The organism is Brachybacterium epidermidis, from assembly GCF_015209585.1.
Lineage (GTDB): Bacteria > Actinomycetota > Actinomycetes > Actinomycetales > Dermabacteraceae > Brachybacterium > Brachybacterium epidermidis.
This window is the reverse complement of the sequence record NZ_JADEYR010000004.1, coordinates 114,793-133,068: the sequence shown is the minus strand read 5'-3', so window position 1 is coordinate 133,068 and position 18,276 is coordinate 114,793. Positions and strand designations below refer to the sequence as shown.

Here is an 18,276-nt window from a genome sequence, read left to right as displayed (position 1 = left end):
GAGCGCACAGGCGAGAGCCTCGGGGCTGGGAGCCACACGTGTCGAACACTGCGAAGAACACCCACCGTCGCGACGTGCGTGCGGTGACCCCCGCCGTGCGCGCTGGCCGCGCGGCCGCCGGTGCCGCGATGGCGGCCGGGATCCTGCTCGGCGGTGCCACTGCCGCGACCGCTGAGCCGAACGCCGAGGCGCCTGCCCCGCAGGCCGACGCCGCCGCCACGGCCGTGCTGGCTCCCGTGGTCGCCCCGGCCGTCGGCATCCCCAGCGCCGATGTGGCCGACGAGGCCGAGGCCGCCCCGTCCCTGGCCCCCGCCGCCGGTGCGATCTCGATCGTCCTGCCCGAGCCGGAGCCGGAGCCGGAGCCGGAGCCGGAGCCCGAGCCCGAGCCGGAGCCCGTGGTGGAGGACCAGGGCGAGCAGGAGCAGTCCGAGGACCGCTCCGAGCGCGAGGACAGCAGCGAGAGCCGCGAGGACAGCAGCGAGAGCCGCGAGGACCGCAGCGAGAACCGCGAGGATCGCAACGAGGACGGCGAGGAGTCAAGCGAGGAGCGTCGCTCCGAGGGCGAGAGCCGCTCCTCCCGCTCCAACGACCGGTCCGAGGCGCCGCGCGAGGAGAAGCAGGAGCAGAAGCAGTCCTCCGACTCGGGCATCTCCCCGGGCAAGGGCAGCTCCATCCTGGCGACCGCTCGCAGCGGCATCGGCACCCCGTACGTCTACGGCGGCACCAGCCCGTCCGGCTGGGACTGCTCCGGTTTCGTGCAGTGGGTGTACGCCCAGCACGGCATCAGCCTCCCCCGCGGTGCGGCCGATCAGGCCGCTGCCGGGCGCGTGATCCCGCGCTCCGAGGCCCGCCCCGGCGACCTCGTCTACAAGCCCGGCCACATCGGGATCTACGCCGGCGGCAACATGTTCGTCGACGCGGGCAACACGCGCGTGGACACCTCCGAGCGCAACATCTACTCCGGGAACTGGACCTTCATCCGCATCGGCGGCTGATCCAGCCCACCCGCACACGGCCCTGCACCCCTCCCGGGTGCAGGGCCGCTCCCATTCCCGGGCGGCTGCGCCGGGTACCGTGGGCACGTGTCCTCCGCCCGTGACCTCCTCGCCGCCGCTCTGCTGCTGATCGCGACCGTGCTGGGCGCCCTGTGGATCCCGGCTGCGTGGCTGGACCGGACGGCCATCGAGCAGGAGGGCTTCCTCGCGGTCACCGAGCCGCTGGCCGATGACCCTGCGTTCCAGCGCACCCTCACCGACAGCGCCGTCGCGCAGATCCTGGGGGATGAGCGCGTGCCGGACTGGATCACCGAGCGTGTCACGCCCTTGGCCGAGGAGCAGGCCGCGCGGATCACCGGGACCGAGGTGTACGGCAGTGTCTGGGACGTGACCATGCGCGAGCTGCACGGTGCGCTGTTCAGCCCCGGGGCATCGGACCTGGACGTGGACCTGGGGCCCGCCATCGACGCCATTCTCAGCGGCATCGAGGATCACCTCCCCCTGGGCATCACCGTCCCCCGGCCGGAGGACGCCACCGTCACCCTGGCCACCATCCCCGATGTCCCGCTGCTGGCGAAGGCCGCCTCACTCTCCCCGTGGGCGCACCGGCTGGGGCCGGCCGCGCTGCTGCTGCTCCTGGTCGCGCTCACCGTCGCAGCGCACCGACGCACGATGCTCACCCTCGCGGGGGTGGGCGGCATCCTCGCCGGAGGGGCGGTGTGGCTACTGGCCACCCGCATCGAGGACCTGGTCCCCGACAGCATCGATCAAGCCGTGTTCGTCGGCCCTATCGTGCAGGTGTTCCAGGAGAAGTTCACCACCGAGGTGATGCCGCAGGGGGTGATCATGCTCGGGGTGGGCGCACTGGTGATGGCCGTCGGCCTGGTGCTGATCGGCCTGCGCCGCAGCGCGTGAGGGCCGGCCTCAGACGCCGGACGGTGCTGCTGCCAGATGCTGCCGCACTGCCAGGTCGATCAGCCGGGCCGCTGTGCGGGCGGTGCGGGAGTCGACGTCGAGGCCGGGATTCAGCTCCACCACGTCGATCAGGGCGAGCTTCCCGCTCGCCGCGGCAGCACGGACCGCCGTGACGATCAGCGGCAGCGGTACGCCCAGCCCCGCCGGGGCGCTCACACCGGGGGCAGCCGCTGCAGGCAGCACGTCCAGGTCGATGGTGAGGTAGAGGACGTCCAGATCCGCGACGACCTCCTCCACGAAGCTCTGCACGGCGCCTGTCCCGCCGTCCAGGCATTCCAGGTCGGTCAGCCAGCGCACGCCCAGTTCGCGAGCGGTGTCGAACAGTGCGCCGGTGTTGGACGCCTCCGAGATGCCGAGCACCGCGTAGGCGAGGTCCCGCCCGGCGGCCCTCTCGGCCTCGGCCATCTGCAGGAACGGGGTGCCGGAGGTGGCACGGTCCTCCCGTCGCAGGTCGAAGTGCGCATCGAGGTTCAGCACGCCCCAGCGGGGACGCGCTTCGGGGGCGTCGGTGCCGGCGCCGAGGAAGCTGACCAGTCCCAGGTAGCAGGCCCAGGCGGTCTCGTGCCCCCCGCCCAGCACCACCGTGAGCAGGGAGCCCGGAGCGCCGAGCGCGGAGGCGATCATCGCCGCGGCGTCGCGGTGGCCGGTCTCCAGGTCCTCGCCCACGGTGACCGCGTCCCCGTGGTCCACCAGCTGTACGTCGCCGCGGGCGATGCTCGGGTGCGGGACCATCGGAGCCAGGGCGGAGCGCAGGGCCTCGGGTCCGTCGGCAGCGCCCGCTCGGCCGCCGTTGCGGCGCACGCCCTCGTCGGTGCGGAAGCCGACCACCGCGACGTGCGGTGCGGAGCTCCCCCGGGTCCGCTGGGCGGGCCGCACCCGCTGGTGCCACCGGGCGTGATCAGGACCCTCGCCGTCGACGCGGCCGGTCCAGGCGCGGAGCGGAACAGGGGCGCTGTGGTCGTCCATCGGCGGCGGTCCTCCGGGTGCGTGGGGTCGAAGCGACGGGGCGCCGCTGTTCCCATGGTGGCACCTGCGGTCCCTGAGGCCGGGCCGGATCCCCACCCGACTGTCCGAGATCCCGGACGGCTCCGGGCTGGAGCACTCACCCGGTCCCCGGGGACATGCTGTGCTGAAGGGGTCCCACTGCAGCGACCCCCGAGACCCAGGAGCACACCATGAGCCTTCCCGGCGCCCGCCCCGTCCGCGCCCCCCGCGGCACCGATCTGACCGCGAAGAGCTGGCAGACAGAGGCCCCGCTGCGGATGCTGATGAACAACCTCGACCCTGAGGTGGCCGAACGGCCCGATGACCTGGTGGTCTACGGCGGCACCGGCCGCGCCGCCCGCTCCTGGGAGGCGTACGACGCGATCGTTGCGACCCTGGCGGACCTCGAGGACGACGAGACCATGCTGGTGCAGTCCGGCAAGCCCGTCGGAGTGCTGCGCACCAACCCCTGGGCCCCGCGGGTGCTGCTGGCCAACTCCAACCTGGTGGGGGACTGGGCCACCTGGCCGGAGTTCCGCCGGCTCGAGGCCGAGGGCCTGATGATGTACGGCCAGATGACCGCCGGCTCCTGGATCTACATCGCCACCCAGGGCATCCTGCAGGGCACCTACGAGACCTTCGCGGCCGTGGCCCGCAAGCGCTTCGAGGGCACCCTGGCCGGCACCATCACCCTCACCGGGGGCTGCGGAGGCATGGGCGGGGCACAGCCCCTGGCCGTCACCCTGAACGGCGGGGTGTGCCTGATCGCCGACGTGGACCGCTCCCGCCTGGAGCGCCGCCGCTCCAAGCGCTACCTCGATGTGATCGCGGACGACCTTGACGACGCGATCGCCCGCGCCACCAGTGCCCGGGACGAGAAGCGCGCCCTCTCCATCGGCATCGTGGGCAATGCCGCCGAGGCGTTCCCCGCCCTGCTGGAGCGGCAGTGCAAAGGCGAGATCCGCATCGACGTGGTCACCGACCAGACCAGCGCCCACGATCCCCTGTCCTACCTCCCCGTCGAAGTGGACGTGGAGAACTGGCAGGCGGAGGCCGAGGCCGATGCGGAGGGCTTCACCAAGAAGTCCCGCGAGTCGATGGCCCGGCAGGTGCAGGCCATGGTGGAGTTCCAGGACCAGGGTGCCGAGGTGTTCGACTACGGCAACTCGATCCGCGACGAGGCCCGCCACGCCGGATACGACCGCGCCTTCTCCTTCCCCGGCTTCGTGCCCGCCTACATCCGCCCCTTGTTCTGCGAGGGCCTGGGCCCCTTCCGCTGGGTGGCGCTCTCGGGGGATCCGGAGGACATCGCCGTCACCGACGCGGCACTGAAGGAGCTGTTCCCCGAGAACGAGCACCTGCACCGCTGGCTGGACGCCGCCGGGGAGCTGGTGGAGTTCGAGGGACTGCCGGCTCGGATCTGCTGGCTGGGCTACGGCGAGCGGCACCGCGCGGGGCTGCTGTTCAACGACCTGGTGCGGGAGGGGAAGGTGAAGGCCCCGATCGTGATCGGCCGCGACCACCTCGACTCCGGCTCGGTCGCGTCCCCGTACCGCGAGACTGAGGGCATGCTCGACGGCTCCGACGCCATCGCCGACTGGCCCCTGCTGAACGCCCTGACCGCGACGTCCTCCGGTGCCACCTGGGTGTCGATCCACCACGGCGGCGGCGTGGGCATCGGCCGCTCCATCCACGCCGGTCAGGTGGGCGTGGCCGACGGCACCGATCTGGCCGCCCAGAAGCTGGACCGCCTGCTCACCAACGACCCGGCCATGGGCGTGATCCGGCACGTGGATGCCGGCTACTCCCGCGCCGCGGACGTGGCCTGGGAGCGCGGGGTGCGGGTGCCGATGCAGGCCCGGGCGAGGGACTGAGCCCGCGGGCTTGCTGGTCCGACCTCTGACCGGGGCCGGTGGTTGACCGGGGTCGGCGGTCAGCGGACGGTGACGGTGATCTCGACGGGATCGACCGGCGGGTCCAGGGTCCCCTTGGACTGGTCGCAGTCCTCGGCGATCTCGGCGCGAGTGCAGTACAGGACGCGCACCGTCATGGTCCCGGTTTCGATACCGGTGAGCTCGACGGCGTAGGGCATCGAGGCCCCCGGGGCGTCCTGTCCACCCCCTGTCCCGTAGACGTCCTCGCCCAGCACCACGTCCGCGCTCGCCACAGACTCCTCGGTCTGGGAGATGACGCCCCACGCATCACCTACGCCCTGGCTGCCCTCTCCGAGGGAGATCTGGGCGGTCTCGCCCACGGCGATCTCCACCTCGGTGGTGCCCTGCTCATGCAGCGTCCCCCCGGCGGGGCCGGAGGTGGGGTCCTCAGCTGAGCCTCGCAGCATCCCGCACCCGGCGAGCACCACCGTGGCCGCGAGCGCGCCGAGGGCCCCTGAGGGCCGCCGGCGTCGCGGTGTCGTGAGGCGGGGCGCAGTCATGGGTTGCGGGTGGGTCGTCATCGGCTGCTCCTGGTGCGGTGGTCGATGCGCTGCGAGAACGGGATCAGTGTCCCAGAAACCACGCCTACACCGTCACAGCCGTGGACCGGGAGGCCGGCACCGTGACGGTGACCAACCCCTGGGGGCCGGGCGACCCCAACGCTCCCAAGACGGTCACCATGACCTACGACGAGTACCGGGAGACCTTCGGGCGGACCACCGTCGGGCGCACCGAGGACCCGGGATTCCTGCAGCGTCATGGGATCGGGGACGGCGTGGGGGTCCTCTGAGGGCCCCGCCCGCAGTCCGGTACCTCGGACAGTTCTCCGAGGGAGCCGCCATGGCCACAGCGTGCGGTCCGTAGATTCGGTGCATGGCCTCCACCGTCATCACCGGGATCTCCGAGCTCTGGACCTTCGACCCCGCCCTTGAGGACCCGTCCGCGCCTCCGCGAGGCATGTCCGACGGACAGCTGCTCCGCGATGCAGCCGTGGTGATCGACTCCGGCCACATCGCCTGGACCGGACCTGCCACCGAGGCCCCCGCGGCCGACGACCAGGCGGACCTCGGGGGCCGGGCCGTGCTGCCGGGCTGGGTGGACTCTCACACCCACCTGGTGTTCGCCGGGGACCGCTCCGCCGAGTTCGAGGCGCGGATGGCAGGGGAGTCCTACGCCGCCGGCGGCATATCGGTGACCACCGGGGCGACTCGGGCCGCGCGTGACGAGGAGCTGCTGGCCCTGGTGCGCAGCCGGATCACCGAGGCCGTGCGCGGCGGCACCACGTGCTTGGAGACCAAGACCGGGTACGGCCTCACAGTGGACGAGGAGGCCCGGGCAGCCCGCCTGCTGGCCCAGCTCCATGCCGCAGGCGAGATCGACGAGATCACCTACCTCGGTGCCCACCTGGTGCCCGGCGAGTTCGAGGGCCGGGGTGAGGAGTACGTGGACCTGGTGGCCGGCCCCATGCTCGAGGCGGTGCAGGACGCGGCGGGACCCGCCCTGCGCTGGATCGACGTGTTCTGCGAGGACGGCGCCTTCGATTCCGAGCAGTCCACGCGGGTGCTGCGCGCCGGCGCCGACGCGGGCCTGGGCCTGCGGGTGCACGGCAACCAGCTGGGCCGCACCGGCGGTGTGCAGCTGGCCTGCGACCTGGGTGCGGCGAGCGTCGATCACCTCAACCACCTAGATCCCGCCGACGTCGACGCCCTCGCCGCGACCGCGGCTCTCCCCGTCGCGCCGGGTGAGGAACCGGGTGTGCTGGATGCCCGGACCGGGCCCACTGTGGCCACCGTGCTGCCGGCCTGCGACCTCTCCACCCGCGCGCCCCTGGCCCCCGCCCGAGAACTGCTCGAGGCCGGGGCCCAGCTCGCGATCGCCTCGAACTGCAACCCCGGTACCAGCTACACCAGTTCCCTGGCGTTCTGCGTGGCCACCGCGGTGCTGCAGATGCGGCTCACCCTCGCCGAGGCCGTGCGCGCCGCCACCCGCGGCGGCGCCCTCGCCCTGCGCCGCAACGACGTGGGACACCTCGGCGTCGGTGCCCGGGCGGACCTGCACGTGCTCGATGCCCCCGCCGCGATCCACCTCGCCTACCGCCCCGGCATGCCGCTCACCCATGCGGTGTGGCGGCGCGGGACACGCGTCCTCTGATCTCCCTCACTCACCCCGGTACGGCCCTTGGACGGGCCCGTCCATCCCCACCCGCCATAGGAGTTCCCATGACCTCGACGAACGCCTCCCCGAACCCCTCCACCGCCTCCGGGCCCTCCGTCGTCACCCTCGGCACCGCCGGCCTCACGGCAGGTCACGTCCTCGCCGTCGCCCGCCGCGGCGCCCGCGTGGACCTCGACCCCGCGGCCCGGGAGGAAGTGGACCGGGTTCGCGCCCACGTGGATGCCCTGGCGGCTCCCGGCCATGCCCCGGTGTACGGGGTCTCCACGGGCTTCGGGGCGCTGGCCGACACCGCCATCGACCCGGGCATGCGGGGCGCCCTGCAGCGCTCCCTGATCCGCTCCCATGCGGCCGGCGCCGGCCCCGCGGTGGAGACCGAGGTGGTGCGTGCGCTGATGCTGCTGCGTGCCCGCACCCTCGCCTCCGGCCGCACGGGCGTGAGGCCCGTCGTGCTGGAGACCATGCTGGCGCTGCTGAACGCGCACATCACCCCCATCGTCCACGAGTACGGCTCCCTGGGCTGTTCCGGGGACCTGGCCCCGCTTTCCCACTGCGCACTGGTGCTCATGGGGGAGGGCCGCGCCCGGGATCGCGCCGGCGAGGAGCGCCCCGTGCGCGAGCTGCTGGCCGAGGCCGGCATCGAACCGATCGAGCTGGCGGAGAAGGAGGGGCTGGCGCTGGTCAACGGCACCGACGGGATGCTGGGGATGCTCCTGATGGCCATCGCCGACCTCGACGAACTGGTGCGGATCGCCGACGTCACCTGCTCGCTGACGGTGCAGGGCCTGCGGGGCCGCGACAGCGTGTTCCGGCCCGAGCTGCACACGCCGCTGCGCCCCCACCCGGGACAGGCGGCATCGGCCGCCAACATCCTGGACCTCCTGCAGGGGTCACTGATCATCGCCGACGTGACCGCCGAGGGATCACGGGTCCAGGACGCCTACTCCCTGCGCTGTGCCCCGCAGGTGGCCGGCGGGGTGCGGGACACCCTGGACCATGCCCGCACCGTCGCCGAGCGCGAGCTGGCCGCCTCCATCGACAACCCCGTGGTGCTCGAGGACGGCACCATCACCTCCAACGGGAACTTCCACGGCGCTCCGGTGGCCTACGTGCTGGACTTCCTGGCGGTGGTGGCCGCAGACCTCGCCTCCATCGCGGAGCGCCGCACCGACCGCATGCTCGACAAGGCTCGCTCCCACGGCCTGCCGCCGTTCCTGGCCAACGACCCCGGCGTGGACTCCGGCTTCATGATCGCCCAGTACACCCAGGCTGCCCTGGTCTCGGAGATGAAGCGCCTGGCCATGCCGGCCAGCGTGGACTCGATCCCCTCCTCGGCGATGCAGGAGGACCACGTGTCCATGGGCTGGCACGCGGCCCGCAAGCTGCGCACCGCGGTGGAGAATCTGCGCCGGGTGCTCGCCATCGAGCTGCTCACCGCTGCCCGCGCCTGCGACCTGCGCGCACCACTTGCCCCGTCGGCCGCAGGTGCGGCCGCGATCGCGGTGCTGCGCGGCACGGTCGACGGGCCGGGTCCTGACACGTTCCTCGCGCCCGACATCGCGGAGGCAGAGTCGCGCCTGGCCGACGGCTCCGTGCTCGAGGCCGTTCAGAGCGTTACGGGCCAGCTGCGCTGAGCGCAACAGGGCCCGGTCCTCTGACCGGGCCCTGATCAGCGGGGATGCACAGAGATCACATGTGCACGAGGATCTTCACCTCGGTCTCGCCGTGGTCGCGAAGGCGCTTGTAGCCGTCCTCGACAATGTCGTCGACTGAGATCTTCCGGGTGATGAACTTCGAGAGGTCCACCGCACCGCTGCGGGCCAGCTCGATGGCCTCCACGTGGTCGTTGGCGTAGCCGATGGAGCCGCCGATGACCTTGTCGCCCATGATCAGCTGACCGGTGAGGTCCAGCTCCACCGGGCTGACATGGATCGCGACGACCTCGAGGCGCCCGCCGGGGCGCAGTGAGGCCAGCAGGGCGTCGACCACCGGCTTGATCCCGGCCGCGTCGAAGGCGACGTCTGCGCCGACGCCATCGGTGAACTCGCGTACCACCGCGGGCAGGTCCTGCTCACTCGGATCGACGACCAGGTCAGCGACGCCGGTGGACCGGGCGATATCCTTGCGGGCCGCGGAGACCTCGCTCATGACGACCCGCATCCCTCGGGCCTTGAGGATCGCGGCGGTGAGCAGCCCGATCGGGCCAGCGCCACCGATCACCGCGGTGCCGCCGTCAACCACGCCGGCGTGCTTGACGGCATGCATGCCGACCGCCAGCGGCTCGATGAGAGCACCCTGGTCCAGAGGCAGATCACCGATCGGGGGCACGAAACGCTGCTCGGTGACGACCTGCTCGGCGAGCCCGCCACCGCGACCGGAGATCCCGATGAACCCCATTTTCTCGCACAGGTTGTATTGGTTCGCGTTGCACGGCGGGCACTGGCCGCACACCATCAGCGGCTCCACGACGACGTTGTCACCGACGGCGAGCCCCTCAACGCCCTCACCCACCTCGGTGATCGTGCCGGAGAACTCATGCCCGAAGACCACCGGCAGCTGCTCGCCGGAGATCGGATGCGGAGAATCGGCCGGCGCCGGCGGTATCGGGCCATCGAAGTACAGGTGAAGATCGGATCCGCAGATCCCGGTGAATGCCGGAGTGATACGCACGGTGCCGGGCAGCAGCTCGGGCGCGGGCACCTCCTCCAAGCGAACGTCTTCCTTGCCGTAATAACGCACTGCACGCATGGGGGCCTCCTCAGGGTCGTAGAGAGACAGGGCAGTTCGTCGTTGTCCTGCAGCGCCAGCCTATGTGGCCTGCATCATCGCGGCGATTGCTTTCGTCCCGCGCCGTCTCACGCAGTGGAGCGTGACCGGGCATGCACATCCCGTGACCACGGCCATGGGACGCGGCCCGAGACCGGACCGTACGGTGGAGGGCGGGTGACCTCGAGCGATATCGGTGCCGCAATAGTGTGCAGGGAACGTTCCCTGCCGATCCGTCGGCTGCTGCGTGCCCTGCAGATCATGTCCGTGCTGTGCATGCTGACCTCGGCGGTGCACAACTATGGCCTTGCTCTGCACGGCGGCGGGGACTGGGCTGCGTACCGTTGGGACACCGGCGATCTGCACGCTGTGCAGGCAGTCGTCGTTTCCCTGCTCGAGGCCCGGGACCGCACGGCCCTGACGCTGAGCCCCTACAGGGCGCTCAACCCTCCGGCAGCACCCGATGGGAGCTCGCCACCACGCTGACGGTCACCGTCATTTCCGATGGCACCGAGGCCTCGAGCTGCTCGGCGTCGACGTGGCGGGCACTGGGCGTCATCCGCACCAGATCACGGGCGGAAGCTGTCGAGAGGTCCACGGGGTAGCGCAGCTCCTCGGTGCGCTCCGTGCTGAACAGGGGATCCAGCACCCGGTGCAGGCGCTCCTCCTTGTGCGGGTCCAGGGAGACCATCCCGGGAACCACCTCACGCAGCTCGGCGAGGTGGTCCGGTGCGGGCCGCACCACCACCAGCACGCCCCCGGGCATCAGCACCCGTGCGAACTCGGTCGGGTTGCGGGGGGCGAACACGTCCAGCAGCACCTCCACGCCGGCGTCCCGCAGCGGGAACGGGGCGAACACGTCCCAGCTGGCCGCGGCGGCACGCTCATGGGCGCGGGCCGCGAACCGCAGGGCTCGGGTGGAGGTGTCCAGCCCCAGCCCTTGGGCCGAGGACAGGCGCTCCAGCACCCCGGCCAGGTAGTAGCCGGTGCCGCAGCCCACGTCCAGCACCGCGGGAGGAGCACCCTCGGCACTGCGCGCCTCCGCATGGCCGACCACCAGCTCGATGATCAGGTCGCGGATCGGTGCGTAGGCGCCGCTGTCGAGGAACCTGTCCCGGGCCCGCGCCATCTCGTCGTCGTCCCCGCTGGTCGCTGCGGTGCCGGTGAGCAGGGAGGCATAGCCTGCCCGCGCCACGTCGAAGGTGTGCCGCGCCGGGCAGCGCAGGGAGCCGTCGACCGGGGCCAGCTGCTCCCCGCAGCGGGGGCAGCGCAGCAGGTCCAGCACCGCCGTCAGGGCGGAGGGCAGGGCGCGGGCACCGGGGGGAGCAGGCATCGCTCCAGCGTACGCCCGGCTATGCCTGCTCCCACAGCTTTCGGTCGTGGCTGTTGATGATCCGCACTGCGGGGTCTCTGCGCGCCAGGGCACCCAGCCTGTGCTGGGTGCTGCGCAGGGCGGGCTCGTCGTGCGCCAGCAACCCCTGCCGCACGCGCACATCGAGACGGCTCGAGCCCTCCCGCAGGGAGAGGGCCGAGTGGAAGGCGTCCCCTGCATGCAGCAGCCAGCCGCTGCCGGCGGGGATCGCGACCCCGGCATGACCGGCGGTGTGCCCGGGCATCGGCACCAGCAGCATCCCGGGGGCCACCGTCGACAGATCGACGCATCCCTCGAAGCCCTTCCAGCGCACGGCTCCGGGCCGGTGCGGTGTGATCCGCGGACCGTGCGCCCACTGGGAGGGGCGGTACCGCTGGGCCTCCAGCAGCCCGCGCGGATGCCGGATGGCGCGCTGCTCGGCCGCGAGCAGATGGACCTGGGCATGCGGTAGGTCCACGAGGCCACCGGCATGGTCGAGGTCGCCGTGGGTGAGCACCACATCGGAGACCGCAGCGGGGTCCAGTCCCAGGGCGCGGATCCGGGCAACAGCGGTCTCCTCCGGGCGCAGGGCCGGCCGCAGCAGGTGCCGCACCGGGCCCAGGCGGCCCGGTGCCCGCACGTCCGCGCTGCCGAACCCGGTGTCCACCAGCACCAGGTGCCGCCCCACCTCGAGCAGCAGCACATGGCACACCATCGACTCTCCCGGCGGGGTGAGGGTGCCGCAGTTCAGGTGGTGGATGCGCATGCCCCCACCATGGCACGGGCCGCCTCGGTGCTCACCGTTCGCCGCTGGTTCCGGACGGAGGGGCAGCGCTGCTCTGCGGGGAGGGTCACGCGCTCACTGTACGGCGCGCCCGCGCAGCACGCCCTGCCAGCGTAGCCTGGGAGGGTGAGCACCGACGCGCAGCACTTCGACATCGCCCTGATCGGCTCCGGCTCTGCGAACTCCTTCCCGGGGCCGGAGTTCGCAGGCCGCAGCATCGTCCAGATCGACCGCGGGGTGGGCCCCCAGCACGTGTTCGGCGGTACCTGCCTGAACCTGGGCTGCATCCCCACCAAGATGCTGGTGCACACCGCGGACCTCGCCCATGCCCCCGCGGAATCAGCGCGCTTCGGCGTCACCGCAGCCCTGCGGCACGTGGACTGGCCCGCCGTCCGTGATCGCATCTTCGGCCGCCTGGACGCGATCAGCTCCGGCGGCCAGCAGTACCGCGACTCCCACCAGGACAACGACAACCTCACCCTGCTGCGCGGGACCGCCGCCTTCGCGGGCGCACACTCCCTGACCGTCACCCTCCAGGACGGCACCGAGCAGGAGATCACCGCTGACACCATCGTGATCGGTGCCGGCTCGCGCCCCTCCTTCCCCCCGGTCGACGGGATCCAGGACGCCCGTCCCCACACCTCCGACACCATCATGCGGATCGAGCAGCTGCCGGCCTCCCTGGCGATCCTCGGATCCGGTGTGGTGGCGGTGGAGATGGCGCACATCTTCGCCTCCCTCGGGGTGGAGGTCTCCCTGATCGCGCGCACCGACCGTGTACTGCGGCAGACCGATGCGGAGGTCTCCGAGCGACTCACCCGGGTGCTGGGGGAGCGGCTGCATCTGATCACCGGTATGTCGACCACCTCTGTCGAGCGCGTGGCAGACGGGGTGGTGCTGCGCGGACTGCGCGACGGCGAGGAGCACGAGGTGCGAGCCGAGGAGCTGCTGGTCGCCACCGGTCGCATGCCCAATTCGGATCTGCTGAGGGTGGACCGTGCCGGCATCGACACCCATCCCGACGGCCGCATCGCGGTGGACGCCCACCAGCGGGTGCTCTCCGGCGGCGAGGTGCTCGAGGGGGTGTGGGCGCTCGGCGACGTCTCCAGCGAGCACCAGCTCAAGCACGTGGCCAACTTCGAGCAGAAGATCGTGCGGCACAACGTGCTGCATCCGGAGGACCTGCGCCGCTCGGACACGATGCCCATCCCCAGCGGGGTGTTCACCGATCCGCAGGTGGCCTGGGTGGGGATGGACGAGTCAACGGCCCGGGAGCGGGCCGAGGCGAGCGGGCGCAGCATCCGCGTGGCCCACCAGGGCTACGCCGGCATCGCCTACGGCTGGGCGCTGGAGGACACTGACGGCTTCGCCAAGATCATCGTGGACGAGGCCACCACCGAGATCCTGGGTGCGCACATCATCGGAGCGGAGGCCACCACGCTCATCCAGCTGGTGATCCAGGCGATGAGCACCGGGCAGACGGCCCGGGACATCGCCGCCACGCAGTACTGGATCCATCCAGCCATGCCGGAGCTGATCGAGAACGCCCTGCTGCAGGTCATCGACTGAGAGCCAGCGGCTCTCAGCCCTCCTCGCCGGCGCCCGGCAGGCAGGACTGCAGCGGGTCCTGTTCGATCTCGGGGTTCTCCGTGGTGGGCTCCTCGGTGGGCTCCGCACCGTCGGTGGACTCCTGCGAGGTGGGGTCCTCCGTGGGCTCCTCGGTGGGGCTCTCCTCCGGGCTCTCCTCGCCCGTCCCGTCGGTGCCCTCCTCGGAGGGCGCCTCGCCGGTGGGGGCCGGATCGGTGGAGCCGGCCTCCGTCTCGCCCTTGACCGACTCGGGCTGGGACTGCTTCATCGAGTCCTCGATCGATGCCTGGGCCCAGGCCTTCAGGTAGTCCCAGTCGGGGTCGCCGCTGGGGGTGACGTCCTGGGTGATCAGGTACGAGGTGAAGCCGGCCTCCTTGATCCGCAGGGCGAGCTCCACGAACGCGTCGAGGTCCCGCACCGGGATGTCGGTGGCGATGTTCTTCTCGGTGGCGGTGACCAGGCGCGGCACCGACATGGCGACGGTGGCCGGATCGGCCTCCTCCGCCACCGCGCGCACGATGCGCTGCTGTCGGCACATTCGGTTGAAGTCGTCCGAGCCCTCACGCGACCGGGCGTACCACAGGGCGTGGTAGCCGTCGAGCTTCTGGTCACCGGGCTCGATGTAGCCGTCGATGGGGCCGCTGCCGCCGCCGATGGGGATGCGCCGCTCCACCACGAGGTCCACCCCGCCGATGGCGTCCACCAGGTCCTCGAAACCCTGCAGGTTCACCATCGCGTAGTAGTCCATCTCCAGGCCCAGGGTCTCCTCCACGGCCCAGGTGGTGGCGGTCAGGCCCGGCTCGGGATCCCCGGGGAACAGGTCCGGGCGGTCCTCCGCCCACCTCCACACGGCGTTGATCAGGTCCTGGTTGCGACCGAAGTAGCGGAAGCCGTCGGGGAACACCTCGGCGGCAGGGGTGTCCTCGGGGAAGCGCACGTGCTCGAGGTTGCGGGGGATGGAGAACAGGGCGGTGTGGCCGGACTCGGTGTCCACCGAGGCCACCATGATCGTGTCGGGGCGGGTGCCGGTGCGGTCATCGCCGGCGTCCTGGCCCAGCAGCAGGATGTTGATCCGGCCCACGCCGGCCCACGGGTCCTTGCCCTTCTGGATGCGCCCGGAGCCGTTGCCCTGGCCGAACACTGTGTCCGAGCCCAGCAGACCCTGGGCCGCCCACAGCGACTGCACGCCACGGCCGAAGGGCAGGGCCACGGCCACCACCATGAGGGCGGCGATCGCGAAGGCGAGGTACCGCTTGGCGCCCTGGAGGCGCTGCCGGGAGGTGTGCGCCAGGTTCGCCACCACGATCTGGATCGCCCAGACCAGGCCGACCAGGGCGACGGCGATCATCAGCCCCACCAGGACGGTGCGGTCCGTCAGGAGCATCAGCCCGGAGCGCGTGGGATCGCCCAGCAGCAGCCAGGCGCCGACGGCGAGGGCGCCGACGGCCATGATGCCCAGCCGCACCCATCCGATGCGGCGCCGGCTGGCGGGGAGCAGGCCGCTGCCGGGGGCCACGGAGGTCAGCACCGTCCAGAACGCCACCGTCGGCAGGGATCCCTCGGGGCGCTCGGCCGCGCGGGCACCGTGTCGGCCCGACGACGACGGGGACTGCGGGGAGCTCGGTGGGCGTGAGGCGCGGGAGCCGTCGCGGTCCCGGGGCGGCCGTGCCGCTGTCGATGCGTGGGCTGCGGGGGACGCGTCACCAGCAAAGGACGCCTCGGCAACGGGGGAGGACCAGGCGTCGTGGTCCTCGGTCTCCCGTGCGGCCCGGTCGGATGATGCCGGGCTCTCGGCGAGCGGGCGAGCGGCGCGACGGCCATGGCGCGGCGCCTCCGATCCGGGCACGGGTGTCGGAGCAGGGGTGGGCGTCGTCGGCCCCGGCCGGGCCGCTTCCGCAGCGGTGCCCGACGGGGGAGCGGGATCCGGCGCGGCAGCGGGGTCCGGTGAGGCAGCGGGATCCGGCGCGGCAGCGGGGTCCGGTGAGGCGTTCGCGGTGCTCGGCGTGCCCACCCAGGCCTTTCGGGTGGAGCCGAATGCTGCCTCGCGATTGGCCCGCGCCGCATCGGGGGACAGCGGGGAGGGCGAGGAGCGCCGTTCGGGAGCCTGGTGCTTTCCGCCCCGACGACGCCTGCGCCACGAGGTCGAGGACGGGTCCGTCATGCGCCCCATCCTAGATTCATGGCCGCGATGCACGCGCCAGCGGCATGTGAGGGCATGGTGGAGGTCCCGCATCCGCGCCGCCCCGGGCCTCGCCGCCTATCCTGAGCCGCATGCGCCTGCTCCATGACCCCTCCACTGACCTCACCTACGACGACTGCTTCTTCCTGCCGTCCCGCTCGGCGGTGACCTCGCGCTTCGACGTCGACCTCTCCAGCGACGACGGCAGCGGCACCACCATCCCGCTGATCGCCGCCAACATGACCGCGGTCTCGGGGCGCCGCATGGCTGAGGTGATGGCGCGGCGCGGCGGACTGGCGGTGCTGCCTCAGGACCTCTCCCCGGATCGCATCGACTCGATCGTCCGCTCGGTGAAGGCCCGGGACCTGCTGGTGGACCATCCGCTGACCCTGGGGCCCGACGGCACCCTCGGGCAGGCCGATGCCCTGCTGCCCAAGAGGCCCCACGGCCTCGTGGTGGTGGTCGACGACGAGCGCAGACCCCTCGGTGTCATCTCCGCCCAGGAGACCCAGGGCCGTGACACCTTCGGCGCCGTCGGTGGGGTGGTCAGCACCGACGTGCTCACCCTGGGCCCCGGGGACCTCGCCATGGAGCCCGCACAGCTGCACTCCCGCATCGCCGCGACGCACCACGACGCCGCGCTGGTGGTCGAGGCCGATGGCACGCTGCGCGGTGTCCTCACCGCCACCGGCGTGCTGCGCTCGACGATCTACACCCCCGCCACCGACGCGCAGGACCGCCTGCGCACCGCGGTCGCCGTCGGGATCAACGCCGACGTCCCCACCCGCGTGCAGGATCTGCTGGACGCCGACGTGGACGTGATCGTCCTGGACACCGCCCACGGTCACCAGGACCGCATGATCGAGGCCCTGCGCGCCGCCCGCTCCGTGCTCGGCGACCGGGCCGACACCCCCGTGAGGCTGGTGGCCGGCAACGTGGTGACCGCGGAGGGGACCCGGGAGCTGATCGAGGCCGGGGCCGACATCGTCAAGGTCGGCGTGGGCCCCGGTGCCATGTGCACCACCCGCATGATGACCGGTGTGGGCCGCCCCCAGTTCTCCGCCGTCCTCGAGTGCGCCGCCCAGGCCCGGGAACTGGGCGCTCGGATCTGGGCCGACGGCGGTGTGCGCCATCCCCGCGACGTCGCGCTCGCGCTCGCCGCCGGTGCCTCCAACGTGATGATCGGCTCCTGGTTCGCCGGCACCTACGAGTCGCCCGGGCAGATGCGTGCCGACGAGCGCGGGCGCCGGTACAAGGAGAACTTCGGGATGGCCTCCAAGCGTGCCGTCTCGAACCGCACCGCGAAGGAGGACGCCTTCGCGCGTGCCCGCAAGTCCCTGTTCGAAGAGGGCATCTCGACCTCCCGCATGTATCTCGAGGACGGCGCCGGCGGGGTCGAGGACCTGTTGGACACCATCACCGCCGGTGTGCGCTCCTCCTGCACCTACGCGGGGGCGCTGAGCCTGGCGGAGTTCCGCGAGCGTGCCGTGATCGGGCTGCAGAGCGCAGCCGGGTACGCGGAGGGCCGTCCGGTGGCCACGTCGTGGAGCTGAGCGACTAGGCTCGTGGCCATGACGACTCTCGTGATCGGTGGTGCCGGGTACATCGGATCGCACGTTGTGCGACTGCTTCTGAAGAGGGGGGAGCACGTGATCGTGGTGGACGACCTGTCCACCGGGTTCCGCGAGCGCACCGAGGGCGCCGAACTGGTGGAGCTGGACGTCACCAGTCCTGACGCGGTGGACAAGCTGGCCTTCCAGCTGCGGGCCTGCGGTGCCGACTCGGTCATCCACTTCGCCGCGCACAAGCAGGTGGGCGAGTCGGTGCAGAAGCCGGAGATGTACTGGCACGACAACATCGGGGGGCTCGCGAACGTGCTGGCCGCCTGCGCCAGCGCTGAGGTGCGCGACGTGGTGTTCTCCTCCTCGGCCGCCGTGTACGGGATGCCGGACGTGGACCTGGTGACCGAGGACCTGCAGCCCCAGCCCATCAATCCGTACGGCGCCACCAAGTACGTGGGGGAATGGATGCTCGCGGACGCCGAGCGGGCCCACGGCATGCGCACCGTGGCGCTGCGCTACTTCAACGTGGCCGGCGCCGGCTGGCCGGACCTGGCCGACACGCTGGTGATGAACCTGGTGCCCATCATCCTGGACGCGGTCGAGGCCGGGCGGGACCCGATCGTGTTCGGCGACGACTACGACACCCCGGACGGCACCTGCATCCGCGACTACGTGCACGTGCTGGATCTGGCTGACGCCCACATCGCCGCCCTGGACTACCTGCGCGGCGAGGATCGCCCGCACCGCGTGTTCAACGTGGGCACCGGGACCGGCTCCAGCGTGCTCGAGGTGATCGAAGCCGTGGGCCGCGCCCTCGGCACCGAGCTCACCCCGACGATGGGCGAGCGCCGCCCGGGCGACCCTGCCCGCCTGATCTGCTCCACCGAGCGGATCGAGCAGACGCTGGGCTGGTCCTCCAGCAAGGACCTCGACGACATCGTGCGCTCCGCCGTGGAGGCCCGTCAGGGGCGCTGACCCCGCAGTCCC

15 protein-coding genes are annotated in these 18,276 nt (G+C 72.0%); 9 read left to right on the top strand and 6 right to left on the bottom strand.

All coding sequences use genetic code 11. The features are described 5' to 3' along the window. The first annotated feature begins 38 nt into the window (after positions 1-38). Positions 39-995, top strand: a complete 957-nt coding sequence (locus IOE58_RS05980; RefSeq protein ID WP_259890392.1) for a C40 family peptidase — start codon at positions 39-41, stop codon at positions 993-995. Positions 996-1,082: 87 nt separating this feature from the next. Next, a complete protein-coding gene (locus IOE58_RS05975) occupies positions 1,083-1,910 on the top strand; it encodes a hypothetical protein (RefSeq protein ID WP_193865493.1) in 828 nt (275 codons plus the stop codon). Between the two features lie 9 nt (positions 1,911-1,919). On the opposite strand, the gene hutG is transcribed toward IOE58_RS05975, so the two are convergent. Next, positions 1,920-2,936 (bottom strand): formimidoylglutamase, encoded by a 1,017-nt coding sequence (gene hutG / locus IOE58_RS05970; protein ID WP_193865492.1) that lies wholly within the window; start codon positions 2,934-2,936, stop codon positions 1,920-1,922. A gap of 209 nt (positions 2,937-3,145) precedes the next feature. Here hutG and IOE58_RS05965 point away from each other — a divergent pair, with 209 nt between their 5' ends. Continuing rightward, positions 3,146-4,828, top strand: a complete 1,683-nt coding sequence (locus IOE58_RS05965; protein ID WP_193865491.1) for a urocanate hydratase — start codon at positions 3,146-3,148, stop codon at positions 4,826-4,828. A 59-nt stretch (positions 4,829-4,887) separates the two neighbouring features. Here IOE58_RS05965 and IOE58_RS05960 read toward each other — a convergent pair whose 3' ends face one another. Continuing rightward, a complete protein-coding gene (locus IOE58_RS05960; RefSeq protein ID WP_193865490.1) occupies positions 4,888-5,388 on the bottom strand; it encodes a hypothetical protein in 501 nt (166 codons plus the stop codon). A gap of 101 nt (positions 5,389-5,489) precedes the next feature. On the opposite strand from IOE58_RS05960, the gene IOE58_RS05955 reads away from it, so the two are divergent. The 3 genes from IOE58_RS05955 (at position 5,490) to hutH (ending at position 8,694) form a co-directional block, all read left to right on the top strand. Next, positions 5,490-5,678 (top strand): hypothetical protein, encoded by a 189-nt coding sequence (locus tag IOE58_RS05955; protein ID WP_193865489.1) that lies wholly within the window; start codon positions 5,490-5,492, stop codon positions 5,676-5,678. 83 nt (positions 5,679-5,761) lie between these two features. After that, a complete protein-coding gene (hutI, locus tag IOE58_RS05950; RefSeq protein ID WP_193865488.1) occupies positions 5,762-7,039 on the top strand; it encodes an imidazolonepropionase in 1,278 nt (425 codons plus the stop codon). A gap of 68 nt (positions 7,040-7,107) precedes the next feature. After that, positions 7,108-8,694 carry a histidine ammonia-lyase gene (hutH, locus tag IOE58_RS05945; RefSeq protein WP_193865487.1) on the top strand — a complete coding sequence of 529 codons (1,587 nt, stop codon included), beginning with the start codon at positions 7,108-7,110 and terminating at the stop codon, positions 8,692-8,694. Between the two features lie 55 nt (positions 8,695-8,749). Here the strand turns inward: hutH and IOE58_RS05940 are convergent, their stop codons facing one another. The 3 genes from IOE58_RS05940 to IOE58_RS05930 form a co-directional block, all read right to left on the bottom strand. Further along, entirely contained in the window at positions 8,750-9,808 is a 1,059-nt protein-coding gene (locus IOE58_RS05940) for a 2,3-butanediol dehydrogenase (RefSeq protein ID WP_193865486.1), read from the bottom strand. 460 nt (positions 9,809-10,268) lie between these two features. Next, the gene (locus IOE58_RS05935; protein WP_193865485.1) at positions 10,269-11,159 is read right to left on the bottom strand and encodes a putative RNA methyltransferase; all 891 of its coding nucleotides are present in this window, start codon (positions 11,157-11,159) and stop codon (positions 10,269-10,271) included. Between the two features lie 19 nt (positions 11,160-11,178). Further along, positions 11,179-11,943 carry an MBL fold metallo-hydrolase gene (locus tag IOE58_RS05930; RefSeq protein ID WP_193865484.1) on the bottom strand — a complete coding sequence of 255 codons (765 nt, stop codon included), beginning with the start codon at positions 11,941-11,943 and terminating at the stop codon, positions 11,179-11,181. A 144-nt stretch (positions 11,944-12,087) separates the two neighbouring features. On the opposite strand from IOE58_RS05930, the gene IOE58_RS05925 reads away from it, so the two are divergent. Then, positions 12,088-13,530, top strand: coding sequence for a mycothione reductase (locus tag IOE58_RS05925; protein WP_193865483.1), 1,443 nt, complete (start codon positions 12,088-12,090; stop codon positions 13,528-13,530). Positions 13,531-13,543: 13 nt separating this feature from the next. Here IOE58_RS05925 and IOE58_RS05920 read toward each other — a convergent pair whose 3' ends face one another. Beyond that, positions 13,544-15,709: an LCP family protein gene (locus IOE58_RS05920; RefSeq protein ID WP_193865482.1), complete on the bottom strand. Its 2,166-nt coding sequence runs from the start codon at positions 15,707-15,709 to the stop codon at positions 13,544-13,546. A gap of 110 nt (positions 15,710-15,819) precedes the next feature. Between IOE58_RS05920 and IOE58_RS05915 the strand changes: the two genes are divergently transcribed. Together IOE58_RS05915 and galE are read left to right on the top strand one after the other, a co-directional pair. Beyond that, on the top strand, positions 15,820-17,280 hold the full coding sequence (locus IOE58_RS05915; protein ID WP_193865481.1) for a GuaB1 family IMP dehydrogenase-related protein: 1,461 nt from the start codon (positions 15,820-15,822) through the stop codon (positions 17,278-17,280). An 18-nt stretch (positions 17,281-17,298) separates the two neighbouring features. After that, entirely contained in the window at positions 17,299-18,264 is a 966-nt protein-coding gene (galE, locus tag IOE58_RS05910; protein ID WP_193865480.1) for a UDP-glucose 4-epimerase GalE, read from the top strand. Positions 18,265-18,276 lie beyond the last annotated feature (12 nt).

Bases quoted from the DNA above. Each gene is read 5' to 3' on its own strand.
- hutI (WP_193865488.1), top strand. From the start codon at position 5,762: ATGGCCTCCACCGTCATCACCGGGATCTCCGAGCTCTGGACCTTCGAC.
- IOE58_RS05940 (WP_193865486.1), bottom strand. From the start codon at position 9,808: ATGCGTGCAGTGCGTTATTACGGCAAGGAAGACGTTCGCTTGGAGGAG.
- IOE58_RS05935 (WP_193865485.1), bottom strand. From the start codon at position 11,159: ATGCCTGCTCCCCCCGGTGCCCGCGCCCTGCCCTCCGCCCTGACGGCG.
- IOE58_RS05915 (WP_193865481.1), top strand. From the start codon at position 15,820: ATGCGCCTGCTCCATGACCCCTCCACTGACCTCACCTACGACGACTGC.
- IOE58_RS05920 (WP_193865482.1), bottom strand. From the start codon at position 15,709: ATGACGGACCCGTCCTCGACCTCGTGGCGCAGGCGTCGTCGGGGCGGA.
- galE (WP_193865480.1), top strand. From the start codon at position 17,299: ATGACGACTCTCGTGATCGGTGGTGCCGGGTACATCGGATCGCACGTT.
- IOE58_RS05960 (WP_193865490.1), bottom strand. From the start codon at position 5,388: ATGACTGCGCCCCGCCTCACGACACCGCGACGCCGGCGGCCCTCAGGG.
- hutH (WP_193865487.1), top strand. From the start codon at position 7,108: ATGACCTCGACGAACGCCTCCCCGAACCCCTCCACCGCCTCCGGGCCC.
- hutG (WP_193865492.1), bottom strand. From the start codon at position 2,936: ATGGACGACCACAGCGCCCCTGTTCCGCTCCGCGCCTGGACCGGCCGC.
- IOE58_RS05965 (WP_193865491.1), top strand. From the start codon at position 3,146: ATGAGCCTTCCCGGCGCCCGCCCCGTCCGCGCCCCCCGCGGCACCGAT.
- IOE58_RS05930 (WP_193865484.1), bottom strand. From the start codon at position 11,943: ATGCGCATCCACCACCTGAACTGCGGCACCCTCACCCCGCCGGGAGAG.